The organism is Streptomyces sp. TN58 (genome assembly GCF_001941845.1).
GTDB lineage: Bacteria > Actinomycetota > Actinomycetes > Streptomycetales > Streptomycetaceae > Streptomyces.
Genome location: NZ_CP018870.1, coordinates 6,328,437 through 6,349,594, shown reverse-complemented (window position 1 = coordinate 6,349,594; position 21,158 = coordinate 6,328,437). Strand labels below are relative to the sequence as shown.

At 73.3% G+C, this 21,158-nt stretch carries 17 protein-coding genes, 1 tRNA gene and 1 pseudogene; 7 read left to right on the top strand and 12 right to left on the bottom strand.

All coding sequences use genetic code 11. From position 1 onward, the window contains the following. The first annotated feature begins 32 nt into the window (after positions 1–32). Positions 33–1,223, top strand: coding sequence for an MFS transporter (locus BSL84_RS28600; RefSeq protein WP_030031163.1), 1,191 nt, complete (start codon positions 33–35; stop codon positions 1,221–1,223). A gap of 111 nt (positions 1,224–1,334) precedes the next feature. On the opposite strand, the gene BSL84_RS28595 is transcribed toward BSL84_RS28600, so the two are convergent. The 3 genes from BSL84_RS28595 to BSL84_RS28585 all read right to left on the bottom strand — a co-directional run bounded on the left by BSL84_RS28595 (position 1,335) and on the right by BSL84_RS28585 (position 5,699). Then, positions 1,335–2,780 (bottom strand): glyceraldehyde-3-phosphate dehydrogenase, encoded by a 1,446-nt coding sequence (locus tag BSL84_RS28595; RefSeq protein ID WP_030031161.1) that lies wholly within the window; start codon positions 2,778–2,780, stop codon positions 1,335–1,337. 127 nt (positions 2,781–2,907) lie between these two features. Next, entirely contained in the window at positions 2,908–4,557 is a 1,650-nt protein-coding gene (locus tag BSL84_RS28590; protein ID WP_075971465.1) for a phospholipase D family protein, read from the bottom strand. Continuing rightward, positions 4,554–5,699 (bottom strand): PP2C family protein-serine/threonine phosphatase, encoded by a 1,146-nt coding sequence (locus tag BSL84_RS28585; RefSeq protein WP_030031883.1) that lies wholly within the window; start codon positions 5,697–5,699, stop codon positions 4,554–4,556. Before BSL84_RS28585 ends, BSL84_RS28590 begins: the two co-directional genes overlap by 4 nt. A 371-nt stretch (positions 5,700–6,070) precedes the next feature. Between BSL84_RS28585 and BSL84_RS28580 the strand changes: the two genes are divergently transcribed. From BSL84_RS28580 to BSL84_RS28560, 5 genes and pseudogenes are all read left to right on the top strand, one after another. Further along, positions 6,071–6,976: a cyclase family protein gene (locus tag BSL84_RS28580; protein WP_234308334.1), complete on the top strand. Its 906-nt coding sequence runs from the start codon at positions 6,071–6,073 to the stop codon at positions 6,974–6,976. Positions 6,977–7,117: 141 nt separating this feature from the next. Beyond that, a complete protein-coding gene (locus BSL84_RS28575; RefSeq protein WP_075971464.1) occupies positions 7,118–9,949 on the top strand; it encodes a SpoIIE family protein phosphatase in 2,832 nt (943 codons plus the stop codon). A 104-nt stretch (positions 9,950–10,053) separates the two neighbouring features. After that, positions 10,054–11,641 (top strand): annotated as a pseudogene (locus BSL84_RS37835) (sugar ABC transporter ATP-binding protein). Continuing rightward, positions 11,638–12,660: an ABC transporter permease gene (locus BSL84_RS28565; RefSeq protein WP_075971463.1), complete on the top strand. Its 1,023-nt coding sequence runs from the start codon at positions 11,638–11,640 to the stop codon at positions 12,658–12,660. The pseudogene BSL84_RS37835 and the gene BSL84_RS28565 overlap by 4 nt, the downstream one beginning before the upstream one ends. A gap of 75 nt (positions 12,661–12,735) precedes the next feature. Further along, positions 12,736–13,821 (top strand): substrate-binding domain-containing protein, encoded by a 1,086-nt coding sequence (locus tag BSL84_RS28560; RefSeq protein WP_079273494.1) that lies wholly within the window; start codon positions 12,736–12,738, stop codon positions 13,819–13,821. Between the two features lie 42 nt (positions 13,822–13,863). Here BSL84_RS28560 and BSL84_RS28555 read toward each other — a convergent pair whose 3' ends face one another. Together BSL84_RS28555 and BSL84_RS28550 are read right to left on the bottom strand one after the other, a co-directional pair. After that, entirely contained in the window at positions 13,864–14,775 is a 912-nt protein-coding gene (locus tag BSL84_RS28555) for a hypothetical protein (protein ID WP_030031057.1), read from the bottom strand. Next, on the bottom strand, positions 14,772–16,184 hold the full coding sequence (locus BSL84_RS28550; RefSeq protein ID WP_075971461.1) for a phenylacetate--CoA ligase family protein: 1,413 nt from the start codon (positions 16,182–16,184) through the stop codon (positions 14,772–14,774). Before BSL84_RS28550 ends, BSL84_RS28555 begins: the two co-directional genes overlap by 4 nt. Before the next feature lie 400 nt (positions 16,185–16,584). Between BSL84_RS28550 and BSL84_RS28545 the strand changes: the two genes are divergently transcribed. Further along, the gene (locus BSL84_RS28545) at positions 16,585–17,403 is read left to right on the top strand and encodes an IclR family transcriptional regulator (RefSeq protein WP_045321279.1); all 819 of its coding nucleotides are present in this window, start codon (positions 16,585–16,587) and stop codon (positions 17,401–17,403) included. A 22-nt stretch (positions 17,404–17,425) separates the two neighbouring features. On the opposite strand, the gene BSL84_RS28540 is transcribed toward BSL84_RS28545, so the two are convergent. The 7 genes from BSL84_RS28540 to BSL84_RS28510 all read right to left on the bottom strand — a co-directional run bounded on the left by BSL84_RS28540 (position 17,426) and on the right by BSL84_RS28510 (position 21,141). Next, positions 17,426–18,319 carry an IS982 family transposase gene (locus tag BSL84_RS28540; RefSeq protein ID WP_030036058.1) on the bottom strand — a complete coding sequence of 298 codons (894 nt, stop codon included), beginning with the start codon at positions 18,317–18,319 and terminating at the stop codon, positions 17,426–17,428. Positions 18,320–18,498: 179 nt separating this feature from the next. Continuing rightward, positions 18,499–18,572: transfer RNA gene (locus BSL84_RS28535), tRNA-Pro, on the bottom strand. A 104-nt stretch (positions 18,573–18,676) separates the two neighbouring features. Next, positions 18,677–19,039, bottom strand: a complete 363-nt coding sequence (locus BSL84_RS28530; protein WP_030037468.1) for an MmcQ/YjbR family DNA-binding protein — start codon at positions 19,037–19,039, stop codon at positions 18,677–18,679. A 108-nt stretch (positions 19,040–19,147) separates the two neighbouring features. Then, positions 19,148–19,693 carry a GAF domain-containing protein gene (locus BSL84_RS28525; protein WP_030037467.1) on the bottom strand — a complete coding sequence of 182 codons (546 nt, stop codon included), beginning with the start codon at positions 19,691–19,693 and terminating at the stop codon, positions 19,148–19,150. After that, entirely contained in the window at positions 19,693–20,301 is a 609-nt protein-coding gene (locus tag BSL84_RS28520; RefSeq protein ID WP_075971460.1) for a GTP-binding protein, read from the bottom strand. Before BSL84_RS28520 ends, BSL84_RS28525 begins: the two co-directional genes overlap by 1 nt. Further along, complete coding sequence (locus BSL84_RS28515) at positions 20,279–20,710, bottom strand: DUF742 domain-containing protein (protein WP_045321282.1); 432 nt, start codon at positions 20,708–20,710, stop codon at positions 20,279–20,281. Before BSL84_RS28515 ends, BSL84_RS28520 begins: the two co-directional genes overlap by 23 nt. Further along, positions 20,707–21,141, bottom strand: a complete 435-nt coding sequence (locus BSL84_RS28510; protein ID WP_030034372.1) for a roadblock/LC7 domain-containing protein — start codon at positions 21,139–21,141, stop codon at positions 20,707–20,709. Before BSL84_RS28510 ends, BSL84_RS28515 begins: the two co-directional genes overlap by 4 nt. Positions 21,142–21,158: the final 17 nt, after the last annotated feature.

Genomic DNA, 21,158 nt, shown 5'->3' with positions numbered 1-21,158 from the left:
GGGCCCGCGGGTGCCGGGTTACCGTCGGCGGCATGGACGGTGATCGCCGAGGGTGGCGCCAGTGCTCGCTCGCCGGGGCGGTGTTCGCCGTGTGCATGGCCGGCACCACGCTGCCGACCCCGCTCTACGGCCTCTACCAGGAGAAGTTCGGGTTCTCCGAGCTGGTGGTGACGGTCGTGTACGCCGTGTACGCCTTCGGGGTCATCGGTGTGCTCCTGGTGGCCGGCAACGCCTCGGACGCCGTCGGCCGGCGGCCGGTGCTACTGGCGGGCCTGGGGTTCTCCGCGGCCAGCGCCGTCTGCTTCCTGTGCGCCACCGCGATGGGCTGGCTGTACGCCGGCCGGCTGCTGTCGGGGCTCTCCGCCGGGCTGTTCACCGGAGCCGCCACGGTCTACGTGATGGAACTGGCGCCGCCCGGCGGGGCCTCCCGGGCCACGTTCGTGGCGACGGCCGCCAACATGGGCGGACTGGGGTGCGGGCCCCTTCTCGCGGGGGTGCTCGCGCAGTACGCGCCCTGGCCGCTGTACCTGCCGTTCGCCGTGCACCTGCTCCTGGTGGCCGTCTCGGCGGCCGTCGTGCTGGGGTTGGAGGAGACCGTGCGGGAGCGGCGGCCGCTGAGGACCGTACGGCCGCAGCGGCCCGGCGTGCCTCCTCAGGTGCGGTCCGTCTTCGGTCCGGCGGCGATCGCCGCGTTCGCGGGCTTCGCGCTGTTCGGGGTGTTCACCTCGGTCAGTCCGGCCTTCCTCGCGCAGTCCCTCGACGTGCACGACCGGGCGGTCAGCGGGCTGGTCGTGGCACTGGCCTTCTTCGCCTCGACCGCCGGGCAGCTGGCGGTCGGCCGGGTCGGGGTGGGGCGGTCGCTGCCGCTGGGCTGCGCGGGGCTGATCGCCGGGCTCGCGCTGCTCGCCGGGGCCCTGGTGTGGGACCTGCTGGCGCTGGTGGTGGCCAGCGCGGTCGTCGGCGGGGCCGGGCAGGGGCTGGCGTTTAGGGGGGCGCTGGCGGCGGTGGCCGCGGCCTCGCCGCCGGACCGGCGCGCGGCGGTGGTCTCGACGCTGTTCGTGGTGGCCTACGCGGGCATCTCCGTACCGGTCATCGGCGTGGGACTGCTCGTGGACCCGATCGGCCTGGAGGGCGCCGGGCTGGTGTTCATCGCGTGCATGGCCGCCCTGGTCGGGGCCGCCGCCGTGTACCTGCTGCGGCGGCCGGTACCCGCGGACGCCTGAGCTGAAGGACCCTGGGGGGGGAGGACCCGAGGGGAAGGGCCCGGGCAGAAGACACCGCCGCCCCGCGGCGCGGAGCGGCGGGGCGGCGGTGTCGACAGGGGTCGGGCGGGATCAGACCGCCGGAGCCGGGTAGGTCGGGTACTCCACGCCGGAGACGTGCTGGACGACCCGGATGACCTGGCACGAGTAGCCGAACTCGTTGTCGTACCAGAGGTAGAGGATCGCGTTGTCGCCGTCGACCTTGGTCGCGCCGGCGTCGACGATGGACGCGTGGCGCGAGCCGACGAAGTCCATGGAGACGGCGTCGGGGGCGGTGGTGAAGTCGATCTGGCGCTTCAGCGGCGAGTTCAGCGAGACGTCGCGCAGGTGGTCGAGGACCTCCTCGCGGGTGGTCTCGCGGCCCAGGCGCAGGCTGAGGATGGCGATCGAGACGTCCGGGACGGGGACGCGGATCGAGCTGCCGGTGATCGGGGCCTTGAGGTCGGGCAGCGCCTTCGCGACGGCGGACGCGGCACCGGTCTCGGTGATGACCATGTTCAGCGGCGCGGAGCGGCCGCGGCGGTCGGCCTTGTGGTAGTTGTCCAGCAGGTTCTGGTCGTTCGTGAACGAGTGGACGGTCTCGACGTGGCCGCGCAGGACGCCGTACTCGTCGTCCATGGCCTTCAGCGGCGGGACGATCGCGTTGGTGGTGCAGGACGCGCAGGACAGGATCCGCTCGTCCGGCTTGACGGTGTCGTGGTTGACGCCGTGCACGATGTTCGGGACGTCGCCCTTGCCCGGGGCGGTCAGGACGACCTTGTCGATGCCGGGGCGCAGGTGCTTGGACAGGCCCTCGCGGTCGCGCCACTTGCCCGTGTTGTCGATGAGGATGGCGTCCTTGATGCCGTACGCCGTGTAGTCGACCTCGGAGGGGTCGTTGGCGTAGATCACCTTGATCGCGTTGCCGTTGGCGACGATGGTGCTGTTGGCCTCGTCGACCGTGATCGTGCCCTGGAACTGGCCGTGGATCGAGTCGCGGCGCAGCAGCGAGGCGCGCTTGACGAGGTCCTGGTCGCCGCCGCCGCGGACGACGATGGCGCGCAGGCGCAGGCCCTTGCCGGAGCCGGCCTTCTCGATGAGCAGGCGGGCGACCAGGCGGCCGATGCGGCCGAAGCCGTACAGGACGACGTCGCGGCCCTCGCTGCGCTCCAGCTTGTTCTCGCCCGTGGCGCCGGCGACCGCCTGGGCGGTGAACTCCTCCACCGACAGGCCCTGGTCGTCGGCCTTGTACGTGGCGGCGAGCATGCCGAGGTCGATCTGCGAGGGACCGAGGTCGAGGGCGGTGAGCGCCTGCAGGAACGGCATGGTCTCGGTGACCGACAGCTCCTCGCCGTCGATCTGCCGGGCGAAGCGGTGGGTCTTGAGGATGCTGACCACCGATTTGTTCACCAGGGAGCGGCTGTGGAGCAGGATGTTGACGTCCCGCTCCCGGTGCAGCTTCCCGATGATCGGGATCATCGCCTCCGCGATCTCCTCGCGGTGGTTCCAGTTGGTGAACGAGTCCTCGTTGACAGTCACAGGCTTTATCTTTCGAGCTAGGCGGCGCTCATATGCTAACCCCACTACTCATTGGCCGCTTAAGGGGTACCCGTCCAAGGGCGTCGCGCACCGGTTTGCCGGGGTTCGCCCGGGTATGCGGCGCCGCTCAGAACCTCTTGCGCAGCCTGAGCCCCATCGGGCGGCCGTCGGGGTCGACCAGGACGCGGTGCAGGGGGCGGGCCAGCAGCCGGCGCCCGGCGGACAGCTCCGGCGGACCGTAGCCGCGCAGCCGCCCGGGCGGGCGGGGGCCGCGGCGGCCGCCCTCGTACCAGGCGTCGAGCGCCGCGGCCGCCGCCCGGAAGGCCTCGAAGGCGGCCACGGGATCGCACAGCGAGCCGCCCGCACCGTCGGCGTCCGCGCCGCCGTCTCTGTCACCCTCCCCGACCGCGCCGGCCGCAAGGTCCAGGTGCTCGCGCATGAGCTCCAGGCGCAGCTCCCGGGCGAAGACGCGGGCGCCGTCCCCCAGGCCGCCCGGGTCGCGCGGATCCCGCGGGTCCAAGCCCTCGTCGTGGACGGCGCAGCCGAGTTCGGAGTCGTGCGTCCACGAACGCAGGTTGATGTTGTCGGAGCCGACCGAGGCCCACACGTCGTCGATCACGCACACCTTGGCGTGGACGTAGACGGGGGTTCCGGCGTGGTTCTCCAGGCCGTACACCGCGACCCGGTCGCCGCCGGCGCGGCGCAGCTCGGCCAGCGCGTTGATCCGCCCGATCAGGTTCATCGGCAGGGTGAGCGGTCCGTCCTGGTCGGGGTAGGCGGGGACGACACCGATCATGCGCAGCCGGGGGTTGCGGCGCAGCGCGTCGGCGAAGCCGGCCACCACGCGGGGCGACCACAGGTACTGGTCCTCCAGGTAGATCAGCGCCCGCGCCCGGCGCAGCGACTTGAGGTAGCCGCGGGCGATGCTGCGCTCGCCGTCGGGGGCGAAGGGGTAGCCGAGCAGCAGGCGGTTGGGGTAGGTCCGCAGCAGCTGGACGGTGTGGGTGCCGCAGGGCTCCGGGTCCGCGGTCTGGGGCGGCAGCGGGTCCGCGTCGACGTCCTCGCGGTGCATCCGCTCCCGCAGGCGGGTGAGGGGGCTGCGGCTGAGCGGCGCCGGGTCGTCCCAGCGTTCGCGGAAGACGGCTTCGACGTCGCCGACGACCGGCCCCCGCAGGGCGAGCTGGACGTCGTGCCATGGCGGGTGTGGCCCGTAGGGGGCGGCCATGGGCAGCGACTGGCGGTCGCCGCGGTGCCCGGCGTCGTCGTTGCGGTTGTGGCACAGGTCGATGCCGCCGACGTACGCGACGTCCCGTTCGGGGTGGTCGCGGTGGCGCAGCACCACCAGCTTCTGGTGGTGGGAGCCGCCGGGCCGGACGCGCATGTCGAGCAGGCATTCGCCGCCGGCCCGCGCGATCTCCTGGCCGAAGTGCAGGTTCTCCTGCTCGCTGAAGTGGAGGCCGTCCAGGTGGGAGCGCCACAGCAGCCCTTTGACCATGACGCCGCGTTCGGCGGCCCGGCACAGGACCGTGCCGATTTCGGTGCCGGGCCCGTCGAGCCGCTCGTCGGGGTCGCCGCGCCAGTCGGTGAACAGGAGCAGGTCGCCTTCGCGCATCGCGTCGACGGCCGTCAGCAGTTCGGCGAAGTACGCGGCGCCGTGGACCAGCGGCCGCGCCTCGTTGCCCCAGGACCAGGCGGCGCCGTCCGCGCGCCGGTCGTCCAGGCGGGTCGCGGGGTTGCCGCGTTCGCCGCGTACCAGGAGCCACTGCACACGTGTCACGGGGCCTGCCCTCGGTCGTCGTCGGCGCGGTCGACGACGATCATCGCCACGTCGTCGTCCAGCCGGTCCCCGGTGTGGCGGACCAGCGCCCGGCACAGCCGGTCCAGGAACTCCCGGGGCCCCAGGCCAGGCATCGCCTCCATGGCCTCCGGCAGGGCGAAGAAGGTGTTGCCGGGGTCGCGGGCCTCGTTGACGCCGTCGGTGTGGAGCAGCAGGCGGTCGCCGGGCAGGAAGGCGTAGCCCTCCCGGGTGCCGGGCGGGCCGGCGATGAACTCGCCCAGGCCGAGGGGCGGCAGCGGACTGCCGGGCATCAGGGCCTGGACCCTGCCGTCACGCAGCAGCAGCGGCGGCGGGTGGCCGCGGTTGACCACCTCGACCACGTGCCCGGGCGGTACCTGGGCCACGACCGCGGTGACGAAGCCCTCCGCGAGCGCTTCCTCGTCGACCGCGCCCGGCACGGCGGCGTCCCGGCGCATCGCCTCCTCGCAGTGCCTGACGACGTCCACCAGGTCGTCCTCGTAGTGCACCGCCTCCCGGAAGGCGCCCAGCACGGCCGCGGCGGTCCGTACGGCGGGCAGTCCCTTGCCCCGTACGTCTCCGACGATCATCCGGACGCCGTAGCGGGTCTCCATGGCTTCGTAGAGGTCTCCGCCGATCTGCGCGCCCTTCTCGGCGGCGACGTAGAGGCTGGCCGCGCGCAGGGGGCCCAGCCGTTCGGGAACGGGCCGCAGCAGGACCTTCTGCGCGGCGGAGGCGATCCGGCGCACCTGGTTCAGCTCGGTCGCGCTGCGCGCGCGGGCCATGCGGCTGGTCGCCACGCTGGCCAGGGACACCAGGAAGAGCGCGAGGAAGTTGCTGTACACCTGTTGGTCGCCCCACGCCTGGTTGTACGTGGCGGTGGCGATGCTCACGGCCACGGCCAGCGCCGCCGCGGCGACGGTGCCCCTGGGGCCCATGGTCACGGCGGCCAGCGCCGGCGTGGCCACCAGGAAGGGCCCGGTGTACAGGACGTGCGCGGGTGTGAACTCCATGACCAGCACCAGGAGCGCGATCACGAAGGGCACACACTCCGCGAGGACGAAGAGGACCTGGTGGTGACCGCCGCCTCCCGGTCGGGGAGAGGAGCGGAGGGACACCCGCATGCATCCAGCCTGCGCCGACGGAGCTGGTGGCCGCCACTCACCGCGGCGCCGGCGGCACGCGGCGGCGGCGCGGGGTCGGGCCCGCCCGGGCCGGTCCGCGCCCCCGTACGGCCGACCTTGCGGCGTCCCCGGCGTAGGGCCGCGGACCGGCGGGCATGTGCTTGCGTGCGCGCACTGGTGAACGCGCGCCGGCCGCGGCGAGCACCGCGGCCGCACGCGCAGTGGAGGAGCCGGCAGGTGGACAGCTTGGTGAACTGCCGGGTGAGCAGCAGGTGAGCGGCACCCCCGCGGACGGGCCAGCAGACGGCCCCGCGGACGGGCCGTCGGACGGCCCCGCCGCCCTCCCGGACCCGGCCGGCCGCTCGCCGGGGGTGTCGCGTGCGGAGTTCGACGCCCTCTTCGCGGCGGTCCGCACGTGGGGCCGGTGGTCTCCGGCCGACCGCGGCGCCTGGAACCGGGTCACGCCGGGCCACGTGCTGCGGGCCGCCGCTCTGGTGCGCTCCGGCACGGCGGTCCCGCTGGGCCTGCCGTGGAACACCCGCGCGGAGCCGGACAACGGCAGACCGGCCCTGCACTACATGTCCGATCTCGGGGACGTGGAACCCGCGGAACCCGCCACGTACAAGGACTTCATCGCCGCCGACTACCACGGCAAGGCCGTCAGCCACCTCGACGCGCTCTCCCACGTCGCCTACCGGGGCCGGCTCTACGACGGCCGCCCGGCCGCGGAGGCCGTCGGCGCCGGGGGCGCCCGCTTCGGTTCGGTGGAGGCCTTGGGCCCGCTGGTCACCAAGGGTGTGCTCCTCGACCTGCCGGCCGTCCTCGGGACGCGGTGGCTGGAGCCGGGCCACGCGGTGCGCGCGCGGGACGTCGCCGCCGCGGAGCGGGCGCTGGGGGTCGCGATCGACGAGGGCTGCGCCGTGCTGCTGCGCTCCGGCCGCTTCCGGCGGCGGCGGGAGCTCGGCCCCTGGGACACCGGCGCGGCCTGCGCGGGCCTTCACGTGGACGCCGTGCCGCTGCTGGCCGGGCGTGCGATCGCCCTGCTCGGCGGTGACGGGGACAGCGACGTACGGCCTTCGCCGGTCGAGGGCGTGCACTCCCCCGTCCACGCGCTGGCCGTCGCCGCCATGGGGGTGCCGCTGCTGGACAACCTGGACCTGGAAGCCCTCTCGGCGGCCTGCGCCGAGGCGCAGCGTTACGAGTTCATGCTCGTCGTCTCGCCGCTCCGGGTGCCCGGCGGGACGGGTTCGCCGGTCAATCCGGTCGCGGTCCTGTGAGGAAGGGACAACACTGCAAGAACGGACCTATCCGACCATATTCAATTAAAAGTGGAGGAATATACTCGAACACACCCGCTCGGTGCGGGGTCCCGGTACGGCAGTCGGCAGCAGGCGGCACGGCAAGGGGAAGTGGTGCAGATGGGGGTCGCGGGAGGCCAGATCAGCCCCGTACGCTCCCGTGAGCGGTTCCTGCTGGGCGAGTCCGTCGAGGGCAGCGTCCGCGCCCCCATCCTGAACTCGTGGCTGCGCAGCCGGATGCTGGGGCTCTCACCGGAGCAGACCGAGCTCCCGTACACGGACGACTTCGACCCTGACAGCCGCCTCGTCCGGGCGGCGGTGCCGGTGCTCGACGAGCTCCAGAGCAGGTTCTCGGGCAGCCAGATGAACGTCTCCCTCGCCGACGGGAACGGGACCGTAGTGCAGCGCCGCTTCGGGGAGCCGGCCCTGGCCGGCCGGCTGCCGCCGATCCAGAGCGTCCCCGGCTTCGTCTTCGCCGAGCGCTACGCGGGCACCAACGGCATCGGGCTCGCGCTCGCCGAGCGGCGTCTGTGCCAGGTCTACGGCGCCGAGCACTTCGCCGAGCGGTCGCAGTCCAACGCCTGCTCCGCGACGCCGATCCGGGACCAGTTCAGCGGCCACATCGTCGGCGTCCTGTGCTTCGGATACCCGCGCAGCTACGAGGACCCGGCCCTGCCGGACCTGGTGCGCAGGGCGGCGGAGTCCATCGAGCGGCGGCTCATGAAGCAGAGCTCGGCGCGGGAGCGCGCCCTGCTGCGGACGTACCTCGACGCCAGGCTCCGCGCCGGCGGCGGGGAGGCGGCCGAAGACGGGCAGCTGATCGGACTGGACGAGCTCACCGACGGCGGGCTGGACCGGCAGGACCAGATGGTCCTCCAGGCGAGGGCCACCGAGCTCATCTGCTCCCCGCAGCGGGCCGCCGTCGAGGTGTCCCTGTCGCACGGCCGCGGGGTCACCCTCCTGAGCAGCCCGGTCACGAGCCTGTCCGGGGTGGACGGCGTCGTCGTCGAGGCGGTCCTCACGGGCGAGTCCCCGCCGGCGCACCACCTCGCCGCCTCGAAGCCGACCGCCTCCGCCCTCGGCGCCCTGTCCCTCGCCGCGACGGAACGCGCCGAGTCGCTGCCCTGGCACCTGGCCGACGCCTCCACCCGGCGCGGCACGCCGTCCGCCCCGGACGACGGCACGGACGGCACGCACCGCCCGGACGGTGCGGCCGAGGCCCGCGGCGAAGTCCGGGGCCTGGTGCTGGTGGGCGAGCCCGAGGTGGGCAAGTACGCGGTCGCCGCGCGCCGGCGCCTGGAGCTGCTGGCGGAGGCCAGCACCCGGATCGGCACCACGCTGGACGTGAGCCGCACCGCCTGGGAGCTGGCCGAGACGGCCGTGCCGCGGCTCGCGGACTACGTCACGGTCGATCTGGCCGGAGCCGTGCTGCGCGGCGAGGAATCCGCACGTCCGGAGGCCGAGCTGCACCGCACGGTGGTCCACGGCATCCGCGACGACTGCCCGTTCCACCCCGTGGGCCACCAGGTGCGGCTGGACCCGGGCAGCCCCCACATGCGCTGCCTGGAGGGCGAGCCGGCCGTGCTGGAGACCGACCTCCAGACCACCACACCGGCCTGGATGATCCCGGGCATCGAGCATGCACGGGGCATCCTGGCCCACGACGTGCACTCCATGATCTGCGTACCTCTGCTCGCCCGCGGCGTACTGCTCGGGATCGCCACCTTCTACCGCTCGCAGGACCCGGCCCCCTTCGGGGACGACGACAGCCGGCTGGCCCGGGAGCTGGCCGCCCGCGCCGCCCTATGCATCGACAACGCCCGCCGCTACACCCGCGAGCACACCCTCGCCCTGGCCCTGCAGCGCAGCCTGCTCCCGCGCGGCCTCCCCGAGCAGGGCGCCGTGGAGGTCGCCCACCACTACCTGCCCGCGGAGTCCGGGGTGGGCGGCGACTGGTTCGACGTCATCCCCCTCTCCGGCACCCGTGTCGCCCTGCTGGTGGGCGACGTCGTCGGGCACGGACTGCACGCCGCCGCCACGATGGGCCGACTGCGCATCGCCGCGCGCAACTTCGCCGAGCTGGAACTGGCCCCCGACGAGCTGCTCACCCACCTGGACAACCTCCTGGTCCGCCTGGACCGCGAGGAGGAGGACGCGAGCGCCGTCGGCAGCAACGGCATCGTCGGCGCGACCTGCCTGTACGCCGTCTACGACCCCACCTCGCAGGTGTGCACGATGGCCCGCGCCGGCCACCCCCCGCCGGCCCTGGTCGCCCCCGACGGCGGCGTCACCTTCCCCGACCTGCCCGCCGGACCGCCCCTGGGCCTGGGCGGGCTGCCCTTCGAGACGGCCGAGATCCGGCTCCCGGAGCACAGCACCCTGGTCCTCTACACCGACGGCCTCGTCGACGGCCGGCACCGCGACGTCGACGTGGCGCTCGACCGGCTGCGCGAGGTGCTGGCCCACCCGGACCGGGCACCACAGGAGACCTGCCGGGCCGTCATCGAGGCCGTGGTCCCGGAGCATCCCGCCGACGACGTCGCGCTGCTCGTCGCCCGCACCCGTACCGTGCCCGCCGACCGGATCGCCACGTGGGACGTGGCGCCGGATCCGTCCCTCGTCTCCGACGTCCGCGGCGCCGCCACCCGTCAGCTCGCCGAGTGGGGGCTGGACGAACTCGCCTTCGCCGCCGAGCTGATGCTCAGCGAGCTGGTCACGAACGCGGTCCGCTACGGCAGCGAGCCCATCCAGGTCCGGCTGATCCACGACCGGAACCTGATCTGCGAGGTCTCCGACGGCAGCAGCACCGCCCCCCATCTGCGGCGGGCGGCCACGACGGACGAGGGCGGCCGGGGCCTGTTCCTCGTCGCGCAGCTGTCGCAGGCCTGGGGCGCCCGGTACACCGCCCAGGGCAAGGTCATCTGGGCGGAATGCGCCCTGGACGCGGCATGACCGGCAGTGACCGGCAATGTCCGTCATACGGTGACACATCCAAGTAGCATCCTGACTGTTCCGTAACGCGTCATCACCTCCCCCTGGCGGCCCCGGAGAAGTCCGTGCATGACACTCCCGTCACCTCGACGAGTCCGCCCCCGCCCTCCGACGGGGAACCCCTCGTGCGGATACGCGGTCTCCGCAAGCGGTTCGGCGGCACCCTCGCACTGGACTCGGTGGACCTCGACCTCCACGGCGGCAGCGTCCTCGCCCTTCTCGGTCCGAACGGCGCCGGCAAGTCCACGCTGATCAAGGTGCTCGCCGGGGTCCACCACGCCGACGCCGGCGAGGTGACGGTGGCCGGGCACCCGCTCCCCTCCGAGGCCGCGCTGCGCCGGATGTCCTTCATCCACCAGGACCTCGGCCTCGTCGAGTGGATGACGGTCGCCGAGAACATCGCGCTGGGCGCCGGCTACCCGCTGCGCCGGGGCCTGATCTCCTGGCGGCGGACCCGGCAGCGCTGCGAGGAGGCCCTTGGGACCGTCGCCGGGCACCTGGACGCCGACGCCCGCATCGCCGACCTGGCCCCCGCCGAACGGTCCCTGGTCGCCATCGCCCGCGCGCTGGCGCGCAGCGCCCGGCGCTTCGTCCTCGACGAGCCGACCGCCACCCTCCCCGCCGCCGACTGCGCCCGGCTCTTCGACGTCCTGCACACCCTGCGCGACCGGGGTCACGGCATCCTCTACGTCAGCCACCGCCTCGACGAGGTGTACGAGGTCGCCGACACCTTCGCCGTGCTGCGCGACGGCCGCCTCGTCAGCCACGGGCCGCTCGCCCCCTACTCCCCCGCCCGCCTGGTGCGCGACATCGTGGGCTCCCGGAGCCAGGAACCGGCCCGCCGCAGGCCGGCTGCCGCCGCGCCCACCGCCGTAGGCGCGTCCGGCGGCGCGGCCGCGACGCGCCGTGCTGAGCCTCGACGGTGTGGCCACCGGCCGTACCGGGCCCGTCGCCCTGGAACTGCGCGAGGGCGAGATCGTCGGCATGGTGGGCCTGACCGGCGCCGGCCACACGCATCTGGGCCGTGCCCTGGCCGGCGCGCTGCCGCTCCTGGGCGGTCGGGCCCTGCTGGACGGTCGCCCGTACCGGCCGCACACGGTCGCCGAGGCCCTGCGCCGCGGCGTGGGCTTCGTCGCCGGCAACCGCCAGGAGGAGGGCTGCGCCGCCGATCTGACGGTGCGGGAGAACTTCCTCGCCAATCCGCGGGCCGCCGGGGTGCCCGACTGGCGCTGGACCGGTCCGCGCCGCGAACGCGCCGAGGCCCGCGCCCTGATCGAGCGGTTCCAGGTGCACCCCCGGGACAGCGAGGTACCCATCGCCACCCTCTCCGGCGGCAACCAGCAGAAGGTGGTCGTCGGCCGGTGGCTGCGGGGGAACCTGCGCCTGCTGATCCTGGAGGAGCCCACCGCCGGCGTGGACGTCGGAGCGAAGGCGGCGATCCATCGCATCCTCGACGAGGCGGTGGCGGCGGGCCTCGCCGTCCTGCTCGTCTCCACCGACTTCGACGAGGTCGCCGACCTCTGCCACCGGGCGCTGGTCTTCGGCCGCGGCGCCGTGCTGGCCGACCTGGCGGGGGAATCCCTGAGCGTCGCCGAGCTGACGCGCACCGCCTCGGCCCTGCCCGCGATCACCGGAAACGGCACGGGCCGGTGATCCGCCGGCACGCCCACTTCGTCGGCACCTACGGCCTGCTGACCCTGACGGTCCTGCTGTTCCTTGTCTTCTCCCTCGTCCTGCCGGGCACCTTCCCGACGATGGACAACGTCTCCTCGATCCTGTCCAACCAGTCGATCCCCGCCATCCTGGCGCTCGGGGTGACCGTCCCCGTCGCGGCCGGCCGGTTCGACCTGTCCATCGGCTACGGCCTGGGGCTGGCGCACGTCATGGTGATGCACCTCATCGTCGACGAGCACTGGCCCTGGCAGCTGGCCTGCCTCACGGTCGTCGTCGGCGGGGCGCTGGCCGGCGTCGTGAACGGCATCGTCGTCGAGTTCGCACGCATCGACTCCCTCATCGCCACGCTCGGCACCGGCAGCATGATGTACGCGGCGACCGGCTGGATCACCGACGGCAGCCGGATCGTCCCCGGTCCGGAAGGCCTCCCTGCCGCCTTCACCAGCGTGTACGACTCCACGTTCCTGGGCCTGCCGCTGCCCGCCTACTACGTCCTCGCCCTCGCCGCCGCCCTCTGGGTGCTGCTGGAACGGCTGCCGCTCGGCCGGTACCTGTACGTCATCGGCTCCAACCCGCGGGCCGCCGCCGTCCTCGGCATCCCCACCCACCGCTACTCCGTCGTCGCCTTCGCCGCGTCGGGCCTCGTCACCGGTTTCGCCGGGGTGCTCCTCGCGGCGCAGCAGCAGATCGGCAACCCGAGCGTCGGCCTGGACTACCTGCTGCCCGCGTTCGTCGGCGCCCTGCTCGGCTCCACCGCGATCAAACCCGGCCGCGCCAACGCGCTGGGCACCCTCGTCGCCGTCGCCGTCCTCGCCGTGGGACTCGCCGGGATCGGCCAGCTCGGCGCGCAGTTCTGGGCGACCCCGCTGTTCAACGGCGCGACCCTGCTCATCGCGGTCGGGCTGGCCGGCTACTCCGCCCGCCGCCGGCTGCGGGCCGGCGCCACCGCGACCGGCGGCGCCGCCCGTACCCGGCACAGCCGTCAGGACGCCCCCTGAAGACCACCCCGCAGCGCACAGAGCGTCAGGAGCACCGTGTACCCCCATCGCACGACCCTTCTCGCGGCCGCGGCCCTGCTCGCGGCGGCCGCCGCCGGATGCGGCGGCGGCACGGGCGGCAGCAGGCCCTCGGCGGCGGGCTGCCCGGCCGTCCTCCAGGAGGCGCGGGCCTCCGTCGGGAAGGCGGAGAGCACCGACACCTCGTGGACCGGGCCGACGACCGGGCCGGCCGCCGTCCCGGGCAAGAGCATCGTCTACGTCGCGCAGACGATGACCAATCCGGGCGTCGCGGGCGTCGCGCGGGGCCTCCAGCAGGCCGCGCAGGCCATCGGCTGGCAGGTCCGGGTGATCGACGGGGAGGGCAGCCCGGCCGGGATCCAGGCGGCGGTGAGCCAGGCCGTCACGCTCAGGCCCTCGGGCATCGTCATCGGCGGGTTCGATCCGCGTCTGACCTCGCAGCAGGTGGCGCGGGCCCGGGCCGCGGACATCCCGCTCATCGGCTGGCACGCGGTCGACACCCCCGGCCCGAGCGCGGACCCGCCGCTCTTCACCAACATCACCACGAGGGTGCAGGACGTGGCGAGGATCAGCGCGGACTGGGTCATCGCACGGTCCGGCGGCGGGGCGGGCGCCGTCCTGTTCACCGATGACTCGATCCCCTTCGCGAGGACAAAGGCCGACCTGATCAAGCGGCGCCTCGCCGCATGCCCCGGCGTGGAACTCCTGGCGTACGAGAACATCCCGATCCCGGACGCGAGCCGGCGCACCCCGCAGGAGGTCTCCTCCCTCCTGTCCCGCTTCGGGAAGAGGTGGACCCACTCGGTCGCCGTCAACGACCTCTACTTCGCCGACGCCGCCCCGGCCCTGCGCGCCGCCGGCCGGCCGGGCGTCGGCCCGCCGGCCAACATCGGTGCCGGCGACGGCGATCCGTCCGCCTTCCAGCGCATCAACAGCAGGCAGTACCAGGCCGCCACCGTGCCGGAGCCGCTCACGCAGCAGGGGTGGCAGATCGCCAACGAGTTCAACCGCGCCTTCGCCGGCCGGCCCGCCAGCGGCTACGTCGCCCCCGTCCACCTGGTAACGGCCGACAACAGCGGCGGGACCACCTCCTGGGACCCCGAGGGATTCCGGGAGGCGTACGAGAAGATCTGGCGCGGGTAGGGCGGGCTGCCCCGTTCCGCCGGGCCTCCCGGCCCTGTCCGCTCAGGCCGCCGGCCGGGCCTCGGCGCGTACCGGGGTCTGCCGCGGGGCGTCGGCGCGGTCGCGGCGCAAGACGATGTCGGCCATCCGCCGCTCCGGGCCGCGGCGGCGCAGGACCTGGTAGGCGGTGAAGGCCGCCGGGCCGAAGAACACCTGGGCGGGGATGATGCCGGGGGCGTCGCCGGTGGCCGCCGCGATCAGGTGCAGGGCCGCCACGGGCGCCACGGCCCCGAACAGCACCACCAGGACGGTACCGGTCCGCAGCCCGGGTTTTCCGTACGCCTTGTAGGCGGTGGTCGTGAAGAGGGCGTAGGCCAGCAGGTCGCCCATGCCGACGACGGCGCCGAGGTCATCGCCGATGCGCAGGCCCGCGGCAGGTGCGTACGGATAGCCCTGCACGGCGTCGGCCAGCTCCTGGGTCAGCGGGACGACCCACGCGAAGAAGGCGTCGTAGGCGGCGAGGGCCAGCAGGAACCACGCCACGTTCTTCAGCCGCATACCGCCCTGGACGTTGAGGTTGGTGGCGGAGACGACGACCAGGCCCACGACACAGCTGTTCGCCACCCAGTACGGCGGCGCGGTCTCCCCGAAGGCCAGGTGCGTGACGAGCACGCTCGCGATCAGCACGGCGATCAGCGCCCAGCGCACCCGGCCGTCGCCGACGAGGGGCTGGTAGCCGACGGACAGCCCGCCGGCGAAGACCAGGGCGAGCACGACCGGGAGGACGGCGCCCGGCAGCGCGAGATAGACGTACGGCAGCGCCAGGACGAAGCCCATCATCAGGAAGATGTCACGGCCGTTGAAGACGCCGACCGGCGGCCTCGCCGTGCGGACGGCACGGAAGTAGGCGATGGTGCCGGCGACGACCGCGAGCGCGAGGGCCGCGGTGACCGCGAGCTGGAAGAAGACCGTCATGCGTGGCTCCGGGTGAAGGTGTGCTCCAACAGGTCACAGCGCAGGGGGAAGCGGCGTGCGGCCTCGTCGTCGTCCAGCGGCAGGACGGTGACCCGCGCGTCGATGTCGCGGGCCCGCAGCCGTTCGGCCACCTCGGCCGTGGTCGCGGTCCGCGAGGCGACCTCCACGTGGAGGCGGCCGTCGGGCCCGACCTGCGCCCGGTGGCGCAGCGGCCACGGCATGCCCGGTGTGCCGTCCAGTGCCTCCACGACGTCGCGCGGCGTCACGACCGTGTCGGCGGTGCGCAGCAGGGTGCCCGCCTTGCCGAGGATCTGCGAGACGGCGGGCACGGCGGCCAGTTCGCAGTCCGGTTCGCCCTCCAGGGTGCGGACCACGTCGCCGGTGTTGTACCGCAGGACCGGCATGCACTCCCGGTAGGGGTAGTACGGCGTGACGGTCAGTTCACCGAGTTGTCCGGGGGCGACGGGCTCGCCCGTGTCCAGGCCGAGGACTTCGGTGTAGCCCATGTTGGGGTCGATGTGGAGGTGGTGCCTGCTGCACGTGCGGCCGCCGACGGGCAGCAGTTCGGTCATGCCGAAGTTGTCGCCGACGGTCTGCGCGCCGAACGTCTCGCGCAGGGCCCGTACGAGGGCGGGGGACACGATCTCCCCGCCGGCGTAGATGGAGCGGAGCCCGAAGTCGGCCGGTCCGTAGCCGCGGCGGCGGGCCGCGGTGAGCATCCGGGCGAGGTAGCTGGGGTTGCCGGTGAGCAGGGTGGGGCGGGTGCCGTTGGCGCCGAGCAGGTGCTCGACGGACTCCTCGGGCGGGACCTGGCCGACGACGTGGCAGGAGGCGCCGACGAGCCGGCAGACCTCCACGTCCTCCTGTACGGCGGCCGTCGCCCGGGAGCTGAGGTTGATCTGCATCCGGTCGCCGGGGCGGATGTCGCCGCGCAGCACGACGGACAGCGCGATCAGTGCGGGCCAGAGTTCCATCTCGTAGCGGGAGAGCCACATCTGGACGGGGCGGCCGGTGGTGCCGGTCGTCTGGGTCGCGAGGTAGGGGGTGCTGCACAGGAAGTCGGCGGGGCGTTCCAGCAGGTCCGCCTTGCGGGTGACGGGGATCCGGGTGAGGGTCTCGGTGGTCAGTCCGCCGATGTCGATGCCGGCCAGCCGCTCCCGGTAGAAGTGCGATCGTCCGGCGAGCCGGGCCACGGTCCGCTGGAGCGCGCGGTTCTGCAGGTCGCGGCGCTCGTCCGGGTCGGCGAACGGCCCGTCGGCCAGTTCGTCGACGTCGTCGCCGAGTGAGCCGAACTCCTCCAGCGTGGCGAGGGCGTCGGCGACCAGCCGCTCCACGGCCCGTACGTTCAGCTTCCGGCCGAACACCATGGCCATCGCCACGCGGACCTGCCGGACACCGGTCTCCAGCACTCGTGCCTCCCTAGAACGTGAAGAAAAGGGGTGGGGGCGGCATGCCGCCCCCACCCCCCGAATCTGCGTCAGCTGGCAGAGCAAGAACCGAAGAAGACGGCCGTCATGGCACCCATGACGTACTTGAACTGCTTGGCGCTGGTCTTGATCGCGCTCATCGGATCCTCCTTTTGTCGCTCCTGGCGGACGGGCGTCCCGTACCCCGGTGAGGGGCCGGTCCGTACGTCCCTGGGTGACAACACCCTGGCGCGATCGCGATGCACGGGCAATGATCTGGTCCGTCCAACGGACCGGCGGAAGCGGAGGGCGGTACCACCGTTCTTGCTGATGGGCCGGGACGAACGGGGAGTTACGGACACCATCCGACCGATGACGTCCGTTACGGAAGGGGGAACCGCTCATGGCCAGATCCGGCACTGAGGGGCGGGGTGTACTGGAGGGCGCGTTCGCACTCATGGAGGTGCTCGCGCACGGCGACGAGGTCGGCCTGACCAGGCTGGCGGCGGACGCCGAACTGCCCAAGGCCACGGCGCACCGGCTGCTCGGGCAACTCGTCGCGCTGGGCGCGGTGCAGAGCTGTTCGGGCCGCTACCGGCTGGGCCCGAGGACGTTCCGGCTGGGGCAGGCGTGGCACCCGGCGCGGGCCCTGCGGGCCGCGTCTGCGCGGCCGTTGCGTGAACTGGCCTCGGCGACCGGCCGGTTGACCGTCAGCCTGTCGGTTTCCGAAGCGGGACACGCCATCGTGGTGGGGAGCACGCGCAGTGAGGTGGACGACGTCTTCGCCCTGCATCCCGGGGCGGTGCTGCCTGCCGGGAGCGCGGCCGAGCTGATCCTGAGGGCGTCCGCTCCCGAGGCGGTCGCGCCTGCCGGGTGGTCGCGGTCCGCGTGGTCGCGGGAGGCGGCGCGGGCCCGGGAGCAGGGCATGGCGTTCCAGTACGGGCAGTGCGTGAGCGCGCTGTCGTGCGTGGCGGCGCCGGTGTACTCCGACACGGGGCAGGTGGTGGCCGCGGTGGCGGCGACCGCCCTGGACGGCAAGCGGATCGCCCTGCTGGGCGAGGCCGTGGTCCGTACGGCGGCGATGGTCAGCGCCAACCTGTCGAGGCCGCCGGCCCCCGCGGCGCGGCCGCGCCGCGGGCGGGAACCCGCCCAGGGCCCGGCGCCCCAGGGCCCGGCGGGCCGGTCCCCGCACGCGGTGCTGGCGCCGGCACGACACCGCTAGACGAGTAAGTCCGAAGTGTTGGTCAGTGGTCGTAGGCGACGAGTGATCGGGTGATGGATGTTCCGTTGGCCCGGTTGTGCCAGATGGCTGCGGTCAGGGCCAGGATGCGTTGTCCGACGCGGGCCAGGACCCCAGATGGGGTCCTGGCTCCGTGACGTTCGAGGTCGAGTTGGCCTTTGAGGGTGTCGTTCACCGACTCGATGAGCTGCCGGATCGGTTTGAGCAGGTGCTCGCCCGGCCGTGGCTTGCGGTTGCGGTAGCTGGGCCGCAGCAGGGTCAGGCCGTGGTCGGCCATGAAGGCGTCCAGGTGCTTGGAGACGTAGCCCTTGTCACCGACGATGGTCTGCCCGGGGTGGGTGGCCAGCAGGTCGATGTCCTGGGTGAGCATGCCGGCGAGGACTTCACGCTCGTCCGTTTTCGGGTTGGCCAGCGCCCAGGCAATGGGCAGGCCGCCGGGTGTGCAGAGCAGGTGCAGACGCAAGCCCCAGAAGAACCGTGAGTGCGAGGCGCAGTAGCCGTAACCGGCCCAGCCCGCCAGTTGCGAGCGTTTGACCGTCGGCCGTGAGCGGGCGCACTCCACGGGGGTGGAGTCCACGATCCATACGTCGTCGTGCCACAGGTCGGTGTCGCGGGCCAGAGTGCGGATGAACCGGCTGATCAGCGTGTTGGCGGCCCGCAGGCGCTTGTTGTATCCGGACTGCTCGGGCAGGTAGGGGAACTCGGCGCTCAGGTGGCGGCGGGCGAACCGAAGCCAGCGGGTCTCGGAGGCGAAGCCGAGGACGGCCTGCATGACCGCGAGCGTCAACAGCTCGGCATCCGTCAGCCTCGGCGGACGGCCCCATCGCCGCGTTCCTGCCAGAGAGTCATCAATCCTCACGTACAGTGCAGTCGCGAGGGTTTCGAGATCTGTCGTCACAAACGGATCAACGAGACCCTCGCTTCATGCGCCCGAAAACTTCGGACTTACTCGTCTAGGGGAAGGTGACGGGGGCGGCGACCGCCGCCCCCGTCTGCCTGGGCGCGTCCGGCCCGGACACGCGGAAGGCCGTCCTCTCGATCACGAGAGAACGGCCTCCGACCTGCGTTTCCGCACAGTCGGGACGACAGGATTTGAACCTGCGACCCCTTGACCCCCAGTCAAGTGCGCTACCAAGCTGCGCCACGTCCCGATGCCCGCTGACCTGGGGTTTCCCCCGGCCGAACGCGCATGAGAACGATACCGCATTTCCGTGGGTGGTCGCGCGCGCCTTTCCGCCGTCGGGCCTCCGGCAGGTCAGCCGGGTCCTGCGGCCAGCTCCGGGTGGGCGGCGACCAGGCGTTTCGGGGCCGCCTGGAGCCAGGAGTCCACCAGGATGGCGCGCAGTTCCGCCTCGTCGCGCACCGCCGCCAGACGTACCCGGATCCACGCGTAGTTGTCGTCGTGGCCGGCGCGCAGGAAGAACTTCTCCGGTTCCGCCGCGATCAGCTCGGCCCGGTCCTCCCGGGGGCACTTCACCCCGATCGAGGTGTCGTCGTCGCCGAGCGCGGCGAAGATCTTGCCGCCCACCCGGAAGGCCGGCATGCCCCAGGCCGGTTTTTCGCTGCTGTCCGGGAGGGACAGTGCGATCAGGCGGACGTCCTGCACGGTGGCGGCCATCCCCGGCCCTCCTGTTCTCCGGCTTCCGGCCTCGGGTTCCGGTTCCGGTTCTGCGGTCCCCGGCGGCCCTCGTCCGGCGAGCGTAGCCCCCGCCGCCGGCACGGCCCCTCACGCACGCCGGTCCTCCCGCTCGTGCAGCAGGGCCACCAGCTCGGCCGCCAGCCCCTTGGCGGTGGCGAGCCCCTCCGTCCCCCACCGCCGCGGCACCACGTCCACCGCGCACACCGTGCCCAGTACGATCCCGCGCCGGTCGGTCAGCGGCGCTCCCAGGTAGGACCGGACCCCGCTCCCGTCCACCACCGCGTTCCCGGCGAACCGGGCGAAGTCCCGTACGTCTTCCAGGACCAGCGCGTGCCTGCGTACGACCACGTGCGGGCAGTAGCCGTGGTCGCGGGCCAGGGCCCGGGCCGGGTAGCCGCTCTCCCGGGCGCCGGGTGTCCGGTGCAGGCCGGCGAAGAACTGGCGTTCCTCGCCGACGAAGTTCACGCCCGCGTAGGGCGCGTCGAGGACGTCCGCCACGCGTCGCGCGAAGGCGTCCAGTTCGGTGTCCGCCCGCTCCCCCAGCCCCAGCTCGCGTAACCGCAGGGCGCGGGCGGGCGCCTCCCGGTCCATGGGCGTGAGCAGCAGGTGTCCGGTCGATTCGTAGGCGGCCATCACGTTTCCCCCGACTCCGTTGAGGATGACTCCGGCGTTGACGCCGACGACAGGTACAGCAGGTGACGGACCAGGGCGGCCAGCGTCACCGTCCCGGAGCCGGTCAGGCGCGCGTCGCACCGTACGACGGGCACCTCGGGCCCCAGTCCCACCGCCTCCCGGACCTCCTCGGTCGGGTAGCGGGGGCAGCCGTCGAACTCGTTGACGGCGACGACGAAGGCGATGCCGCGCCGCTCGAAGAAGTCCACGGCCGGGAAGCAGTCCGCGAGGCGGCGGGTGTCCGCGAGCACCACGGCTCCGAGCGCGCCCGCGCACAGTTCCTCCCACAGGAACCAGAAGCGGTGCTGGCCGGGCGTGCCGAAGAGGTAGAGCACATGCCGGTCGTCCAGGGTGATCCGGCCGAAGTCGAGCGCGACGGTCGTCGTGGTCTTGGCCTCGACTCCGTGCAGCCGGTCGTAGCCCGCGCCGAGGTCGCTGAGCCGTTCCTCCGTGCTCAGCGGCTCGATCTCGCTCACCGCGCCGACGAAGGTGGTCTTGCCCGCCCCGAAACCCCCCGCGACCAGGATCTTCAGGGTGGCGGGGACGTCACAGCCGTCGGCGTAGGCCATCGAGCACCGCCAGGAGGAGGGACTGGTCGTCGGCGGCGTACGAGCCGCCGCCCGGGAACCGCGGGGACTGGGCCATGACGGCTCCGTATTCCATAAGGTCGGACAGCAGCACCTTCACCACGGCGGCCGGGAGCCGCAGCTGCCCGGCCAGCTCGGCGACGGTGATCGCGGCGGTGCCGGCGCACAGCCGCAGCGCGAGGGTGTGCTCGGCCCCGAGCGGGACGCGCGGGCGCACACCCGTCGCGGTCATGCGGGTCAGCAGGTCGAGCGCGACGGCGGGTCTGGTGCGGCCGCCGCTGGCGGTGTACGGACGCGTCACCCGCCCCGCCGAGCCGTCGCGCCACGGTGTGTCCCGCCCCTTGCCGTACGCGCCGTACCCGCCGTGCGCCCCGCTGCCGCGGGCCCTCATCGCTCCACGTTCGCGGCGGGCCGTCGGGGCGCCGCGGAGAGGTACGGCCGGACGCTCTTGACCAGCACCGCCATCTCGTACCCGAGCACGCCCGCGTCGGCCTCCCGGTCGGCCAGGACTGCCAGGCAGGTACCGGATCCGGCGGCGGACACGAAGAGGAGCGCGGTGTCGAGTTCGACGACGACCTGCCGGACTTCGGCGCCATCGCCGAAGCGGGCCCCGGCGCTGCGTCCGAGGGAGTAGAGGCCGCAGGCGAGGGCCGCCAGGTGGTCGGCGCTGTCGTGGTCCAGGCCGTGTACGCAGCTCACGAGCCCGTCGGCGGTGAGGAGTACGGCGCTGCGGGTGTACGGCACGCGTTGGACCAGGCCGCTCAGCAGCCAGTCGAGATCCGAGAGCCGGCTGCCGGCCTCCGTCGCCACTTCGCCGCCCATGGTGGTGTGCTCCTTGG